Source organism: Paenibacillus sp. J22P169 (assembly GCF_059691995.1).
In genome coordinates, this window is sequence record NZ_JCAUAO010000004.1 from 378,194 (window position 1) to 392,141 (window position 13,948).

General features: G+C 46.1%; 15 protein-coding genes and 2 other annotated features. Of the genes, 12 read left to right on the forward strand and 3 right to left on the reverse strand.

Annotation, left to right across the window (positions count from 1 at the left end; translation table 11 throughout):
- Positions 1 to 144 precede the first annotated feature (144 nt).
- Together AC58QG_RS21885 and AC58QG_RS21890 are read left to right on the forward strand one after the other, a co-directional pair.
- Positions 145 to 711, forward strand: a complete 567-nt coding sequence (locus AC58QG_RS21885) for an RNA polymerase sigma factor (RefSeq protein WP_497364244.1) — start codon at positions 145 to 147, stop codon at positions 709 to 711.
- 4 nt (positions 712 to 715) lie between these two features.
- Positions 716 to 1,438 (forward strand): anti-sigma factor, encoded by a 723-nt coding sequence (locus AC58QG_RS21890; protein ID WP_497364245.1) that lies wholly within the window; start codon positions 716 to 718, stop codon positions 1,436 to 1,438.
- 10 nt (positions 1,439 to 1,448) lie between these two features.
- Here the strand turns inward: AC58QG_RS21890 and AC58QG_RS21895 are convergent, their stop codons facing one another.
- Positions 1,449 to 2,741, reverse strand: a complete 1,293-nt coding sequence (locus AC58QG_RS21895) for an arsenic transporter (RefSeq protein ID WP_497364246.1) — start codon at positions 2,739 to 2,741, stop codon at positions 1,449 to 1,451.
- A 166-nt stretch (positions 2,742 to 2,907) separates the two neighbouring features.
- On the opposite strand from AC58QG_RS21895, the gene AC58QG_RS21900 reads away from it, so the two are divergent.
- The 4 genes from AC58QG_RS21900 (at position 2,908) to AC58QG_RS21915 (ending at position 8,075) form a co-directional block, all read left to right on the forward strand.
- Entirely contained in the window at positions 2,908 to 3,855 is a 948-nt protein-coding gene (locus tag AC58QG_RS21900) for an ATP-dependent DNA ligase (protein WP_497364247.1), read from the forward strand.
- Between the two features lie 398 nt (positions 3,856 to 4,253).
- Positions 4,254 to 5,780: a spore germination protein gene (locus AC58QG_RS21905; protein WP_497364248.1), complete on the forward strand. Its 1,527-nt coding sequence runs from the start codon at positions 4,254 to 4,256 to the stop codon at positions 5,778 to 5,780.
- A 19-nt stretch (positions 5,781 to 5,799) separates the two neighbouring features.
- Complete coding sequence (locus AC58QG_RS21910) at positions 5,800 to 6,951, forward strand: Ger(x)C family spore germination protein (protein ID WP_497364249.1); 1,152 nt, start codon at positions 5,800 to 5,802, stop codon at positions 6,949 to 6,951.
- A 20-nt stretch (positions 6,952 to 6,971) separates the two neighbouring features.
- Positions 6,972 to 8,075 (forward strand): GerAB/ArcD/ProY family transporter, encoded by a 1,104-nt coding sequence (locus AC58QG_RS21915; protein WP_497364250.1) that lies wholly within the window; start codon positions 6,972 to 6,974, stop codon positions 8,073 to 8,075.
- Here the strand turns inward: AC58QG_RS21915 and AC58QG_RS21920 are convergent.
- Positions 8,065 to 8,331, reverse strand: a complete 267-nt coding sequence (locus AC58QG_RS21920) for a hypothetical protein (RefSeq protein WP_497364251.1) — start codon at positions 8,329 to 8,331, stop codon at positions 8,065 to 8,067. The two genes, AC58QG_RS21915 and AC58QG_RS21920, sit on opposite strands and share 11 nt — an antisense overlap.
- Positions 8,332 to 8,406: 75 nt before the next feature.
- Entirely contained in the window at positions 8,407 to 9,288 is an 882-nt protein-coding gene (gene ku / locus AC58QG_RS21925) for a non-homologous end joining protein Ku (protein WP_497364252.1), read from the reverse strand.
- Positions 9,289 to 9,446: 158 nt separating this feature from the next.
- Between ku and AC58QG_RS21930 the strand changes: the two genes are divergently transcribed.
- From AC58QG_RS21930 to tsaD, 6 genes are all read left to right on the forward strand, one after another.
- Positions 9,447 to 9,632, forward strand: a complete 186-nt coding sequence (locus tag AC58QG_RS21930; RefSeq protein WP_497342352.1) for a hypothetical protein — start codon at positions 9,447 to 9,449, stop codon at positions 9,630 to 9,632.
- Positions 9,629 to 9,811, forward strand: coding sequence for a small, acid-soluble spore protein, H family (locus tag AC58QG_RS21935; RefSeq protein ID WP_497364253.1), 183 nt, complete (start codon positions 9,629 to 9,631; stop codon positions 9,809 to 9,811). Before AC58QG_RS21930 ends, AC58QG_RS21935 begins: the two co-directional genes overlap by 4 nt.
- Positions 9,812 to 9,968: 157 nt before the next feature.
- Positions 9,969 to 10,475, forward strand: coding sequence for a tRNA (adenosine(37)-N6)-threonylcarbamoyltransferase complex ATPase subunit type 1 TsaE (tsaE, locus tag AC58QG_RS21940; protein ID WP_497364254.1), 507 nt, complete (start codon positions 9,969 to 9,971; stop codon positions 10,473 to 10,475).
- Entirely contained in the window at positions 10,456 to 11,265 is an 810-nt protein-coding gene (gene tsaB / locus AC58QG_RS21945) for a tRNA (adenosine(37)-N6)-threonylcarbamoyltransferase complex dimerization subunit type 1 TsaB (protein ID WP_497364255.1), read from the forward strand. Before tsaE ends, tsaB begins: the two co-directional genes overlap by 20 nt.
- Before the next feature lie 2 nt (positions 11,266 to 11,267).
- Positions 11,268 to 11,771 carry a ribosomal protein S18-alanine N-acetyltransferase gene (gene rimI / locus AC58QG_RS21950; protein ID WP_497364256.1) on the forward strand — a complete coding sequence of 168 codons (504 nt, stop codon included), beginning with the start codon at positions 11,268 to 11,270 and terminating at the stop codon, positions 11,769 to 11,771.
- Positions 11,772 to 11,793: 22 nt separating this feature from the next.
- A complete protein-coding gene (gene tsaD / locus AC58QG_RS21955) occupies positions 11,794 to 12,867 on the forward strand; it encodes a tRNA (adenosine(37)-N6)-threonylcarbamoyltransferase complex transferase subunit TsaD (RefSeq protein ID WP_497364257.1) in 1,074 nt (357 codons plus the stop codon).
- Positions 12,868 to 13,116: 249 nt separating this feature from the next.
- Positions 13,117 to 13,368, forward strand: a binding site (T-box leader).
- A 61-nt stretch (positions 13,369 to 13,429) separates the two neighbouring features.
- Positions 13,430 to 13,691 (forward strand) — a binding site (T-box leader).
- Positions 13,692 to 13,948 lie beyond the last annotated feature (257 nt).

Sequence of the window (13,948 nt, forward strand, 5' to 3'; positions counted from 1 at the left end):
TGAATGAGAGTGCTCCAACATGCTGGGAACGAACAGATGTGTTGGAGTGCTTTTTTTCTTGCATCCTATTGCCAAGACTTCCAGCTGAAGCTATGGTAGTAAGATAATAATAAAAGTCATTTCGACTCGGGGTGTACCTGAACTATGCGAAATCGAACAGATGGAGAGCTCATGAGGCTGGTCATGAGTAAGCATCATCCAGCTTTAGAGGAGATATACGATAGATATGCAAAGCTTGTTTACTCCTTTGCATTGAAGTCCACGAAGGAAGAACTTGCTGCAAGAGAAATTGTCCAGCTTGTATTTACGCGGTTGTGGACCACAGAGAAGGGGTATGATGCGAGCAAGGGGGCATTCGTCAACTGGCTCATCACCGTAACTAGGAATATCACGATCGACTGTCTCCGCAAGAAGCGGCGAATCGATCAAGATATCCATTTTGAGCCTAAGGAATGGGAACGATCGTTCGTTTCCAAGGATCAAGATCCGGAAACGGTTATGTCTCGCAAATGGATCGGGGAGCAAATTCAGGAGGCCTATGTCCATTTATCTGAAAGTCAGATTGAATTGATCAATTTGATGTATTGGCAGGGCTATTCGTTGAGTGAAATTGCTACACAGACCAATGAACCCATTGGTACGATCAAGAGCCGGCTGCACCAAGGCTTGAAATTGCTTCGCAAGCATTTGACATCACTGAGGGAGGGATGACGGTATGGAAGAACAGGAAACTGTAGATTGCAATTATCTGGTCAATTATTTGACAGGCGATTGCACAGAATGGGAACGCGCTGCTTTCGAACGGCATCTGCGAACTTGTGTCACCTGCCGTGAAGAGTTAAGTGAGCTGCAGGATGTCTGGGAGACGTTACCTTTTGACATGGAGGAAGTCGAAGTACCCGCTGATTTGAAGGCGCAGGTTATGCAGTCTTTACAAGCGAATGAGATCGTACCTGTTGTCCGTGAGAAAAGGCGAACTTTCAAATGGATATATGGCAGTGCTGCCGCGATTGTCCTTGGTTTCGTAGCAGGTATTTGGTGGAATAATCAGCAGCAAGCAGCAAGCCCTATAGCAAGTGTGACTTTGCAACAACCTGCAGAAATCGTGGATACTTATCAGTTGAAGTCCTTTGATACTACCATGCCAGCAGCTTCTGGTACCGCGTATGTACTGCAGAGCGGCGAGAGCCACAACGTGGTCATTAATCTACAAGGGCTCAAGGAAACGCAGGGTGACTGGACCTATCAGGTTTGGTACAACAAAAACGGGAAGCGATACAATTGTGGAACACTGCGCGTGGATGAGAAGGGCGCGGGCGTACTGACGTATGCCATTCCTGTGAAAGTAAAGGATGCACATATTGATTCATTTGGAGTGACGTTAGAGCCAGATCCGAATGGAAGTACGCCGCGTGGGAAGAAGATATTAGGCACTTAGTAGTTGTGTATCAAGCTACTACGTGTAACCAAAGATACAAACCGATTAATGTGATTAGCAGTGTGGGAATCGTCAGGATAACGCCTGCTTTCATATAACCGCCCCAAGTGATTTTCACACCTTTTTTGGCAAGCACATGAAGCCAGATTAGGGTGGCTAGAGAGCCGATTGGCGTCATTTTTGGCCCCAGATCGGTACCTATAACATTTGCATAAATAAGGGCCTCTCTCAGGGTGCCCTCTGTTTGTGTTCCCTGAATCGCTAAGGCATCAATCAGCACAGTCGGCAAATTATTCATGATCGAGGACAGAATCGCCGCAAGGAATCCCATGCCTATTGTGGCTACGAACAAGCCTTCGCCGGAAATAATGTCGATAAACTCTCCAAGCGCAGCGGTAAGACCGACATTTTTAAGCCCATAGACGACCACATACATACCGATGGAGAATATTACAACCGCCCACGGAGCTTCTTTCAAAATCTTTCTCGTATCCATCACGTCGCTCGCTCTGGCAATGAGGAGGAAGGCAATAGCGGCAGTCCCAACGAGCAGGGAAACGGGCACTTGTATAAATCCACTGCAGATATAGGTAACTAATAAAATGCCGAGAATCCACCAAGACAAACGGAACATATTTAAATCCTTAATCGCTTCCGCTGGGCGTCTCAGCTCCGTGATATCATAGCTCTCAGGGATTTGTTTGCGATAAAAAAGGTAGAGAACAAGCAAGCTGGCTCCTAGCGAGAACAAACTCGTCACGAACATTCGGCTCGCATAGGTAACAAAGTCAATTCCGAAAAAATCGGCAGATAGAATGTTCACCAAATTACTAATGATAAACGGAAGTGACGTGGTATCCGCGATAAAGCCGCTTGCCATAATGAAAGGGAGAATAGCGGCATCCGGCAGTTTCATAGCTCGGACCATGGCTAACACGATAGGCGTAAGGATCAAAGCTGCACCATCGTTCGCAAAAAAAGCCGACACAGCCGCACCGAGCAGGATCACATAGATGAACATGAGCTTTCCATTGCCTTTGGCCAAGCGCGCCATGTGGAGGGCGGACCATTCGAAGAAGCCAATCCCATCTAATATAATCGAGATCAAGATAATACCGACAAAAGCGAGCGTAGCGTTCCACACAATTCCTGTTACTGTGGCGACATCTTGCAGTGTAACGACTTGGAAAGCGAGGGCAAGCAGCGCTCCTGCCGAGGCTGACCAACCAATACTTAAGCCTTTCGGCTGCCAAATGACAAAGGTGATTGTAAGTAAAAAGATGATAATAGCTAAATAAATCATGAGAGCCTCCAGATCGACTGTTAAATAAACAACGATGTAAATATCTCAAATTTATGGATGTCTGTATAGATATAAATTTTAGGAAGGGATGGCCAGTCGAAAGTTTGCAGCTATTTCAGAATGGCAAGACTAAATAAATCAACAATGAGAGGGAGGATCAAGATAATTGGAGCTAAAGCCGGTATTTCCATTTGAGCCGATCTCAGCGGATACAATACCAACCGCTGCTGGTTGGATTGCCCAGATTAAGTGGGATGGCGTTCGCATGTTAACCTATTACGATGGTCGGGAAGTGCGGCTGTGGAATCGGCGCTGTCATGAGCGAACTGAGCAATATCCTGAACTGTTGGATATTCAATCTTACTGCAAGGCATCATCTGTCATTTTGGATGGGGAAATTATTGCTTTCGATGAGAAGAAGCCCACCTTTCATGAAATTATGAAGCGAGAATCGCTGCGGAAAAAACAAAGCATTGACCGAGCGGTCACTCAGACTCCCGTAACCTATATGATTTTTGATATTTTAATGTGCAACGGGAAGTGGTTGCTGGATGAACCTTTGTCTGTAAGACAGAGGGTTCTGCAGAATGTCATTACTCCGCTGCCACATGTGCAACTCACCCCGAATATGCCTGATGGTCAACAGCTTTATGAGGTCATGAAATCACATGGGATGGAAGGGATTGTCTGTAAGGATCTGCAAAGTACATATGCGTTAGGCGGGAAAGACAAGCGATGGGTGAAAAAGAAAATATTCCATGATATCCATGCGGTCATCGGGGGAGTGACGTTGCGTGCAGGCGTCGTAAATGCGATTCTGTTAGGTCTATTCGATCAGGAGGGCAGACTTAGCTACATCGGACATGCGGGGACAGGCAAGCTAACTCGCGAGGAATGGCGTCAACTGACCCAACTCGTCGAGCCGATGGTGAGGACTGAGAAGCCTTTTGCCAATGAGCCGGAACGGAGCAAAGATGCGATTTGGATCGAGCCGAAGCTAACGGTGAAAATTCAGTACATGGAGTGGACCTCGAATGGCACGATGAGGCACCCGAGTATTCAAGCGTTCACGCAGGTAGATTTGGCGGAGTGTACGTTTGATCAGAGGGGATAAGTTGAAATGAGTTTATTCCTATGTTCTGCAGGGTCGGTGGTCTGTAGAAATAACTGGGTTTTCTCCAGTTATTTTACTCGAAGTTCTCGAAAAAGTAAGTTTCACTGGATTTTCTCCAGCTAATTAGGACAAAATTTGTGAAAATCAATTGAATGCCGGGAATTAACATGAGGAAATCCATCTAATTGGAAAAAACAGAGGATTTGACTAGAATTAGCTGTACTTTTTCCATCTAAATACCCGTGGTATGCTACGGAGCGATTTAACCCCAAGCCTGCAGGAGGTATGCATCACACGGAATGTTAAAATGCACCTGCTATGGAAACAACTGAATAGCCTTATGATTTTGGGAGCATAACAATACGTAAATGACTGTGAGTATTGAAGGAGAGTTGTGAATGTACCAACCTTATCCGAAAGATCCAAGTATCAATAAGGAAGCGTTTCATACTCAGGTGTCAACGGACCTCTCCTCGAATATCCATCATTTGCATACCGTGTTCACAGACTGTGATGATGTCATTTTTACTGAATTTCATTTGGCTAGCGGAATAAAAGCATCGATCCTGTATTTACGGGGGATGGTGAACGTAGAACTGCTGGATGGAAATGTCCTAGAACCGCTTAAAAAAGCTAGCTCAGAACGAATGGAATCGATGGATACGGTGAAGAGCAATATCACGGTGTCGGATTTAAAAGAGCTGCGCCTCATTGGTGATATTCTAAATGAAGTGCTGGGAGGCAAGCCAGTTCTGTTGGTGGACACATTCGAAGGCGCATTATCGATTGGGATATCGCAATTCGAAGGTAGAAGCGTAGAAGAGCCTTTGGCGGAATCCGTTGTTCGGGGCCCTCGCGAGGGGTTTGTAGAATCCTTAGTCGTGAATACAACATTAATCCGCAAAAGATTAAAGACACCGGCGTTGAAGTTCGTTTCTTTCACCCTTGGCAGTTATTCGAAGACGGATATCACGATGGCATATATCCAGGGTATCGCTAAACCAGAGATCATTAGTAAAGTTTCAGAGCGAATATCTCAGATCAAAATAGATGGGGTACTTGATAGCGGATATATCGAAGAAATGATCGAGAGCAATATCTATTCACCTTTTCCTCAAGTGCAAACAACGGAACGTCCAGATGTGGCTGTATCAAGTCTGTTAGAAGGCCGTGTCGTTATTATTACGGATAATACGCCTATTGCTCTTATTGCTCCTGCTACATTTTGGTCATTGATGCAATCCCCCGAAGATTATTATCAGCGTTTCCTTATTGGAAGTCTGATTCGCTGGCTCCGTTACACGTTTTTTTTAATCGCCATGCTGGCTCCAGCCATTTATGTTGCCGTGTTAACTTTTCATCATGAAATGGTACCTACAACGCTGCTGCTTCGTGTTGCCAAATCACGGGAGGAAATCCCCTTTCCAGCTTTGGTCGAAGCTTTGATTATGGAAATTACGTTTGAAGCGTTACGGGAAGCGGGTGTCCGTCTACCTAGGCAGGTCGGTTCTGCCGTCAGTATTGTGGGAGCACTTGTGATTGGGCAAGCAGCCATTCAAGCTGGATTGGTTTCTGCTCCAATGGTAATGGTTGTAGCTATTACAGGCATTTCCTCGTTTATGATGCCGCAATACTCAGCAGGCATCTCTTTACGCATACTTCGTTTTCCGATAATGATACTCTCCGGCATTTTAGGCTTGTTTGGTCTTATTCTTGCGCTGCTGATAATCATTAGTCATCTGTGTATTCTCCGTTCTTTTGGTGTGCCTTATTTGGCGCCGTTAGCCCCAATCTATCCGCAAGGAATTAAAGATGTCTTGTTTCGCGCTCCCATAAGTAAATTGACAAAGCGTCCCGCCTTTTATGCGGACAAAGATAATCTGCAAAGACAGGGTACAAATCGAAATGACCCGAATGAGAATTAAGCGATGGGAGGACAGAGCCATGAGGAGTTATATAACCATTCCCATCCTTTCCATTTGCTTCGTTCTCTTAACGGGCTGTTGGGATCGTGTCGAAGTGAATGACATGGCTTTTATCATTGCAGCTGGGATTGATAAGAGTACAGATAATAAGATTGAAGTGACTATTCAAGTATTCATACCGAATCCTGCTGCTGCTTCGGGAGAAGGAGGAGGCGGGCAAGGTAATGTTTACACATTTTCCATTAAAGGAGATTCCATGCCAGATGCGTTATCGGAAATGCAAAAGAAGTTTCCCCGCTATTTCTCTTGGGGGCATGCCAAGGGGTATTTTTTTGGTGAAGAGTTGGCTCGAAACGGGATGTTTGATGATTTCGAATTTTTATTTCGAGATATCCAACCGCGGGAACAGGCTAATTTCTTCGTGTGCAAAGGAACGGCGAAAGAACTGTTAGATACGCAAAATGATCCCAATTCCTATGAAACCTTGATTAAACTTTCGCAAAAGCCATTGATTCGAGCTGCTACCATGCATGATATTGAGGAATCGTTAAGCGGAGAATCGGGGGACTTTTTACTGCCGGTTGCGAGTAAAAGTAAATTATTTTCTAATGAATCCCAGAAAACGATTATTACTGTGGGAGGCATGTCGGTCATACAGAAGGGGAAGCTAACAGGCTTTCTAACGCATGAATCGCAGATGGGAGTTCGTTTGTTTATTCCAGAAAATCTTGGCCGGAATATCACGCTCACTGAACAAAGTGATGGTGGGAAAATCGTCATCAAAATCATAACCACGGATGTTGAGCTCCATCCTTCGATTGAGAATGGTATCTGGAAAATGAAGATTCAGTTGAAGTTAGTGGCCGATATTGTACAAAATTCTACGAATTTAAGGATCGCCAATGGTTTGGATAATATGAAAAAGCTTGAAGAGCCATTTGATCAGAAAATAAAGAAAATCTTGACCAATACCTTACAACAGATACAAAAAGAACAAAAGGCAGATGTACTCGGTTTTGCCCGGGCTTTTCATAAAAAATATCCGCGGGAGTGGAAGCAGGCCAAAGGGGAGTGGAACACGATTTTTCCAACAGTAGACGTTCAGCTGGATGTGAAAAGCACGATCAAACGACCGGGTGTATCCAATTACTCTATCATAACTGCTAAGTAAGGTAGAAAGGGGGGTAATCAATGAGTGATATGGCGCTATCGAATCGACAAATTTTCTGGATGATGGTAAGTATGCAAATTATTATGACCATGCTTCTCACGATTTCTCCTGCTGCTCAAATCGCGAAACAGGATGCGTGGATTTCCATCCTGCTCGCGACAGTGGTAGGGATGCTCATTGCTTATATCTCTGGAAAGCTCAGTACGCTTTTCCCTGGTATGACATTAGTTGAATTTAATCAAATTTTACTAGGTAAATGGGTAGGTGGATTGATTTCAGCCCTCTTTATCTTATTCTGGGTAGTTACGCTCGCCGTGATATTGAAACAATTTAGTTTATTTATTACGGGGACTATTATGCCCAAGACCCCCCTCTATGTCATTGAGCTGCCGATGCTTCTCGTTGTACTTTATCCTACTTTGCATGGGGTGGGTGTGATTGCACGTATTTGTGAAATTACAGGACCTATTATTTTACTTTGTGTGGTAGGTCCCATGTTTCTGAGCATCAATCAAATAAAGTGGGACCGACTGAGTCCAGTATTCTTGGATAACAGCGTGACGTCATTGCTGCACGGGGCACTTCCGACAGCGTCTTTCTTAGGTGATTGTATTATGATCATGATGTTGATCGCTTTTGTTAGCAAGAGGAAGCACACGGTTCGTCATGCTGTAAGTGGCGTTATGCTCTCAGGTATACTTACGGTACTATCTATGATCGTCAGCATCTTGATGTTCGGTCCTAACGTGACGGGTGGTTACCCATACCCGATGTTAATGATTGTTCGCTCGATCTCCATTGGTGGAATTATTGAGAATTTGGATGCTATCGTAGTTACAATCTGGATCATGAGTATTTTCACCAAATTGGGCCTCTATTTATTTGTTGCTAGCTATGGAACGACACAGCTATTGGGATTGCAAAATTGGAAAATAGTAACATGGGTTATTGCTATCTGCGTTATGCTCGTATCCTTCATACCCGTTAACTATGAGGAGATATCGGTCATTTTTCTCCATAAAATGGCCGTTCCCATCATATTTCCCACTATTATGTTTGGTGGTCCCTTGGTACTGCTTCTGTTAGCGTTGATGAAACGTAAGAAGCTGATTCCTAGGGGATAAAAGCTCGTGATGATCCATTTGGCGTCGCTGCTGAAGAAATAACTGGATTTCCTACAGCTATTTTGGTCGATTTTGCAGAGTTTAAAAGAATAACTGGATTTTTTCCAGCTAAATTGCAGGGATAGTTGTAGAAGTTACCCAAACGGCCAAATTTAACAGGAGGAAATCCGGCTAATTTGAAAATAGGGGAGATTTGATCGAAATTAGCTGTAGTTTTTCCATTTAACCCAACCTTCTCAAACTCAACCCAACTCAACAGCCCAATCTCCCCTCCTCATATAAAAAAGTGCCCCATCTTGAATCCCAAGACAGGGCACTTTTTTTATAGCGATCAAGTAACCGGCTCTTTTGCTTTTCTAGCTCGTGGCTTCGCCGCGGGCTTCTTCTCCGCCGTTTGCTCCTCGGTCACAGAAGCATCCGCGCCAAGCGTTATTTTGCCATCGGCCGGTTTGGTCGCATTTAAGCTGGCTTGAAGCGCTGACATAAGATCGATAACGCTTGTCTTTTGCAACTGAGGTGCGGTCTGAATTTCTTCACCTGCAACTTTGTGCTCAATCGCGTCGAGTAAGCGAGCACGATACTCATCTTTATATTTCTCGGGTTCAAAAGGGGTGGAGAGCTGATTAATCAGCATTTTTGCCATCTCCATCTCCCGCTCATTCACGGTAACCTTCTCAGGAAGGTTTGGCACTTGCGAAATCGGACGAATCTCGTCTGGATAAAATATGGTTTCCATGGCAAGGCAATTTTCAATGACACGAATTGCGGCTAACGAGCTTTTGGAGCGTATAGACACTTTAGCGATACCGATTTTGCCCGTCTGGCGCATGGAATCGAGCAATAGCATATAGGCACCAGCCCCTGTATCTCCGGGCCCTAGGTAGTAAGTCTTTTGAAAATAAACGGGGTCAATATCAGTTAAATTTACGAAGTCCAAAATTTTAATTTCCTTATTCGCTTCTCCGGAGATTTCCTCTAACTCGTCCTTTTCAAAAAGAACGAACCGTCCAGGCTCATATTCATAACCCTTCGAAATTTCCTCCCACTCTACTTCCTTTTCACAAGTCTGGCATTTTCGCACATAGGATAGCGGGGTAATACAAGTTTTGTGAATATAGCGCATAGAGATATCTTTATCCTCTGTGGCTGAAAACATTTTAACAGGAACATGAACAAGCCCAAAGCTAATCGCGCCTTTCCACACGGTATGCATAGATAGCGTTCCTCCCCCAACATACGTAATTGTACTAGTATTCTCTTGATGCATTCCCTTTATACGGCAGCTATTTAAGAGAATGGTTAGGGGCGAGATTGGAGAGTTTATTAATGCAACATGATAACCCAAATAGCGAACCTAAGGAGGGATTACGGATGGCATCAGAATCGAATTTGTCGCAAGATTCGAGCAATGAAGGTAAGGATGATTGTTTCATGGACATTGATCGTATGATTAATGAGGGGCTTGGAGGCGGCAACGTCACCATGCATAATGGTTTAATTGACGAATTCACCACGGATACGATGGCTGCTCCGGAATCCGTACTGGATGAACCATGAATGTTCACCGCGCTCAGGAGATTTTAGCTGCAGACGAGAAAATTGATGTTGATCTGAATGGAGTGGCTGTCTGGATTGACAGTGTAGACTCTGGTAAAGGTCTCGTCAAAGTACATGCGGAAGGCAATCCCGCAGATGCTCGGGTCGTACCAGCTAAAGAGCTTGAAGAGGTACACTAAAGGTCCGCATGGGCAAAATAAGCTTTCTCCGATGATGAATCGGGGAGGGCTTTTTTAATTTTCGTACGTCCTCAGACGAGGTTTTCTGATTGACAGGTTGCTGTCACCTGCTAGCGAGGACTATAATAGAAGCAGCACGCGCACGCGGAAGAAAGGGATGAGATCATTGACTCAATCCACATTTAGGTTCCATTCTGAGCATGAAGCAGATACGGATAAACTGGGAACCTTATTATCAACCTATCTTCAACCAGGTACGGTCTTGACCTTAGATGGTGATTTGGGTGCCGGAAAAACGAGATTCTCTCAAGGCTTCGCTAGGGCGATGGGGATTTCGGAGCACGTAAATTCACCTACATTTACCATTATCAAAGAATATGAGGGAGCTGAGCTCCCTTTCTACCATATGGATATGTATCGTATCTCGCAAGAGGAAGCAGACGAGTTGGGATTAGAGGATTATTTCTATGGTGCAGGGGTCACACTGATCGAATGGTCGAGTTTAATTGAGGATCTGCTGCCACCCGACAGATTAAGTATTACGATCACCCAAGAGGCTGATCAGACTCGTGTATTTCACTTGACTCCGTACGGTTCGCCGTATCTGAGCTGGTGTGTACAGATGAAGGAGAACGGACATTTACATGACGGGACGGATAAATAATACAGGTCGATGCTTAGCAATCGATACCTCAACATCGGCAATGACAGTTGCTGTTTTGGAAAATGGACACCTGCTTGGGGAGGTTAGCTCTCACGCGGAACGGAATCATTCCATCGGATTGATTCCTCACATACAAGATTTGCTCACTCGCTTAGGAATGAAGCCGAGAGATCTTCGCTCGGTTGTTGCCGGTCAAGGACCAGGCTCATATACGGGTGTACGAATTGCTGTTTCTGTAGCCAAAACATTCGCATGGTCGATAGGATTAGACCTGCTAGGTGTATCTAGTTTAGAAGCAATGGCAATTGGTGGTTCTGTACAGAACGACTATAAAGGGACTGGTTTGACATGGGTCGTTCCTCTTATGGATGGAAGGCGTAAGCAGGCTTTTACGGCTGTGTATGCTTTTGAGGGGGCAACAGCTGTTACGGCAGCAAGAGAGCCAGATGCCTCTTGGCGTGAAGTGTTGCCCGATGGTATTCGGGTCATCGGAGCGTGGACGGACCAAATTCTTACACAAGCTACTACTTTGGCACCTGATCACATTCTATTTGTCGGTGAGACAGCTGGTTTTTCAGTTGAGCTTGAGCAGTTTGCGAAGGATTTTGCTGGCAGCGTGAGTGTGGTTCCCTATGGTATCGAGGCGGAGTATATTGGACTACTTGCTTATCCTAGACTAGCAAGCGGTGAGAAGGCCGACGTGCATACGTTTGTGCCGAACTACACGAGGCTTCCAGAAGCGGAAGCGAATCTGCTGGCTGGCCTGCAGACGAAGAAAGGGGAGCAGTGAACATGGAACAGAGACAGCCGCATGCCATTGAAAATTCGTTGGTATTCCGCTCAATGACCATGGAAGACATTCCTTTTATTGTGGAGATCGAGCAGGAAGCGTTCACGACACCTTGGACCCGAGGTGCGTTTGAGAATGAGCTGACGAACAATCAGTTTGCGCATTATATGATTATGGACATTGATGGGGAAGTCGCGGGTTATGGCGGCATGTGGCTCATTATGGAGGAAGCACATGTCACGAATATTGCAGTAAAGAATACCTATCGTGGACGTAAGCTTGGAGAAAGACTCCTGCGTGAGTTGATGAAAACATCAGCTTTCCTAGGTGCCATTCGGATCACGCTTGAAGTGAGAGCTTCGAACTATGTGGCACAAAATTTATACGAGAAGCTAGGCTTCCGCTCCGTTGGTGTGCGTAGAGGCTATTATACAGATAATCGCGAGGACGCTGTCGTTATGTGGGCAGATCTGCCCAATCGTAGAAAGGATAGCCTTAGTGATTGAGGCTTTCAAATAGGTGAATAGTGTGAGTAATGAACAGACACAACAGGATAGACAAGAACAAGGACTAAATGAAACTTCAACTTCAAAGCCCGTGTACATTCTCGCCATTGAAACGAGCTGCGATGAGACTTCCGTGGCTATCGTTGAAAATGGGAAAATCATTCGGTCGAATGTGATTTCCAGTCAGATTGAAACACACCAACGCTATGGCGGTGTTGTGCCAGAAGTAGCTTCCCGGAAGCATGTGGAGTCGATCACATGGATGCTGGAGGAAGCTGTAACGGAAGCGGGCGTCTCGCTTCACGAGCTCTCCGCCATTGCGGTAACCGAAGGCCCCGGATTGATCGGGGCCCTGCTTGTCGGCGTCGTCGCGGGCAAAGCGCTCGCTTGCGCCCTAGACCTCCCGCTGATTGGTGTCCACCATATCGCGGGACATATCTACGCCAACCAGCTCGTGCATGAGCTGGAGTATCCTTCGATTTCGCTCGTCGTGTCCGGCGGACACACCGAGCTCATTCTGCTCGAAGGCCCCGGCCAGTTCCGTATCATCGGGCGCACGCGCGATGATGCGGCCGGCGAGGCCTACGATAAAATTGCCCGGGCAATGGGATTGCCTTACCCGGGCGGCCCGCACGTGGATCGGCTTGCACAGGAAGCCGATTCCGAAATCAAAATGCCTCGCTCCTGGCTCGAGGCAGATTCCTACGACTTCAGCTTTAGCGGATTGAAATCCGCGGTGCTGAACGTCGTCAACCAAAGCAAAATGCGCGGCGAAACCGTTCAGGTCGCGCAGATTGCCAAGGGATTCCAAGCATCCGTCATCGACGTGCTTGTGGAGAAAGCAAGCCGCGCCGTGAAGGAATACGGCGCGAAGCAGCTCTTGCTCGCGGGCGGAGTCGCCGCGAATAAGGGGCTGCGCAGCAGGCTCGCCGAGCGCTGCGAGCAGCTGGCGGTGCCGCTGCTGGTGCCGCCGCACCGGCTCTGCACGGACAATGCGGCGATGATTGGCGCCGCCGCTTTTCTGAAGTGGGACAAGCAGGAGTTCGACTCCATGGAGTTGAAAGCTGAGCCTCAGCTCAAGCTCGAAGAGTGGTAAATACCTCTCGGCCCTACCCTTATAATTAATTAAATGAGTTCAATTCGCGGTGAACTTTTTTTTGGCAGGCTTATGACCTTTTGAAGAGATTAGTTAGAAAAAATCGAGCTAAATCAGCTTCTGCTAAAGTACCGCACTTTAAATTTTTTTACGTCCGGAGCGTTTTAATGTGTAGTAGAATAAAATTAATTTTCAGATATGGAGTATTGACTTTAAAAAATGTGCATATTATAATCACAATCAATACTTTCAAACGCAACGAACGGGAATAGTAAGGCATGATCAGTTTCGCTCAGAGAGCTGTGCGCTTGGTGAAAGCACAGACGAAACGTCACCTGAACTCGCCCGGGAGCGGTAGGACTGATAAGGATGCCAAGGATCCAGCACCCAAGTAGGTCTTGACGGTTGACCCCCGTGATCAGGTACATGAGTGGTTTCGAGCGTAACAACTCGGATCAATTAGAGTGGTACCGCGGAAGGTTCAAGCCTGTCGTCTCTTTTATAGAGATGGCAGGCTTTTTTGGTTGTTCTGAAACTGATTTAATCTGACGAAACACATATAAATAACGCGATGAACAAGAGTAGTAAGGGCTCACTTCTCCGGTACAGAAAGCTGCGGGTTGATGCAACGCAGACCGAGAAAGCCCTGAACTCGCTTGGAAGCGGTCATCCTGATCGGCTGGCGTACAGCAGTTAGGGATGAACGGATGACCTCCGTGATCGGGTGATATAGCGAGCAGCTTGCTGGCTATATCTGAGGTGGGCTCCTTTAACGGAGTCAACAAGAGTGGTACCGCGCTGGGTGAAGACCCGTCGTCTCTTATGTGGAGATGACGGGTCTTTTTGTCGTCTGTGGAAAGTGCGCTGCAGTCACATTTCACAGATGATTACCTGTCGCCTCCCAGAATTCCCGTACTGTAGTGATGAAAAACATCACTACAGACTGGAAATCTGCCGAATCCGGTTCAATTCACCGCAGTAGTGATGCAAAACATCACTACAGAATGGTAAACCTGCCGAATCCGGTTCAATTCACCATCATAGTGATGAAAAACATCACTACAGAATGGTAAACCTGCCG

Bases quoted from the DNA above. Each gene is read 5' to 3' on its own strand.
- AC58QG_RS21885 (WP_497364244.1), top strand. From the start codon at position 145: ATGCGAAATCGAACAGATGGAGAGCTCATGAGGCTGGTCATGAGTAAG.
- AC58QG_RS21890 (WP_497364245.1), top strand. From the start codon at position 716: ATGGAAGAACAGGAAACTGTAGATTGCAATTATCTGGTCAATTATTTG.
- AC58QG_RS21895 (WP_497364246.1), bottom strand. From the start codon at position 2,741: ATGATTTATTTAGCTATTATCATCTTTTTACTTACAATCACCTTTGTC.
- AC58QG_RS21905 (WP_497364248.1), top strand. From the start codon at position 4,254: ATGTACCAACCTTATCCGAAAGATCCAAGTATCAATAAGGAAGCGTTT.
- AC58QG_RS21910 (WP_497364249.1), top strand. From the start codon at position 5,800: ATGAGGAGTTATATAACCATTCCCATCCTTTCCATTTGCTTCGTTCTC.
- AC58QG_RS21915 (WP_497364250.1), top strand. From the start codon at position 6,972: ATGAGTGATATGGCGCTATCGAATCGACAAATTTTCTGGATGATGGTA.
- ku (WP_497364252.1), bottom strand. From the start codon at position 9,288: ATGCATACCGTGTGGAAAGGCGCGATTAGCTTTGGGCTTGTTCATGTT.
- AC58QG_RS21930 (WP_497342352.1), top strand. From the start codon at position 9,447: ATGGCATCAGAATCGAATTTGTCGCAAGATTCGAGCAATGAAGGTAAG.
- AC58QG_RS21935 (WP_497364253.1), top strand. From the start codon at position 9,629: ATGAATGTTCACCGCGCTCAGGAGATTTTAGCTGCAGACGAGAAAATT.
- tsaE (WP_497364254.1), top strand. From the start codon at position 9,969: ATGAGATCATTGACTCAATCCACATTTAGGTTCCATTCTGAGCATGAA.
- tsaB (WP_497364255.1), top strand. From the start codon at position 10,456: ATGACGGGACGGATAAATAATACAGGTCGATGCTTAGCAATCGATACC.
- rimI (WP_497364256.1), top strand. From the start codon at position 11,268: ATGGAACAGAGACAGCCGCATGCCATTGAAAATTCGTTGGTATTCCGC.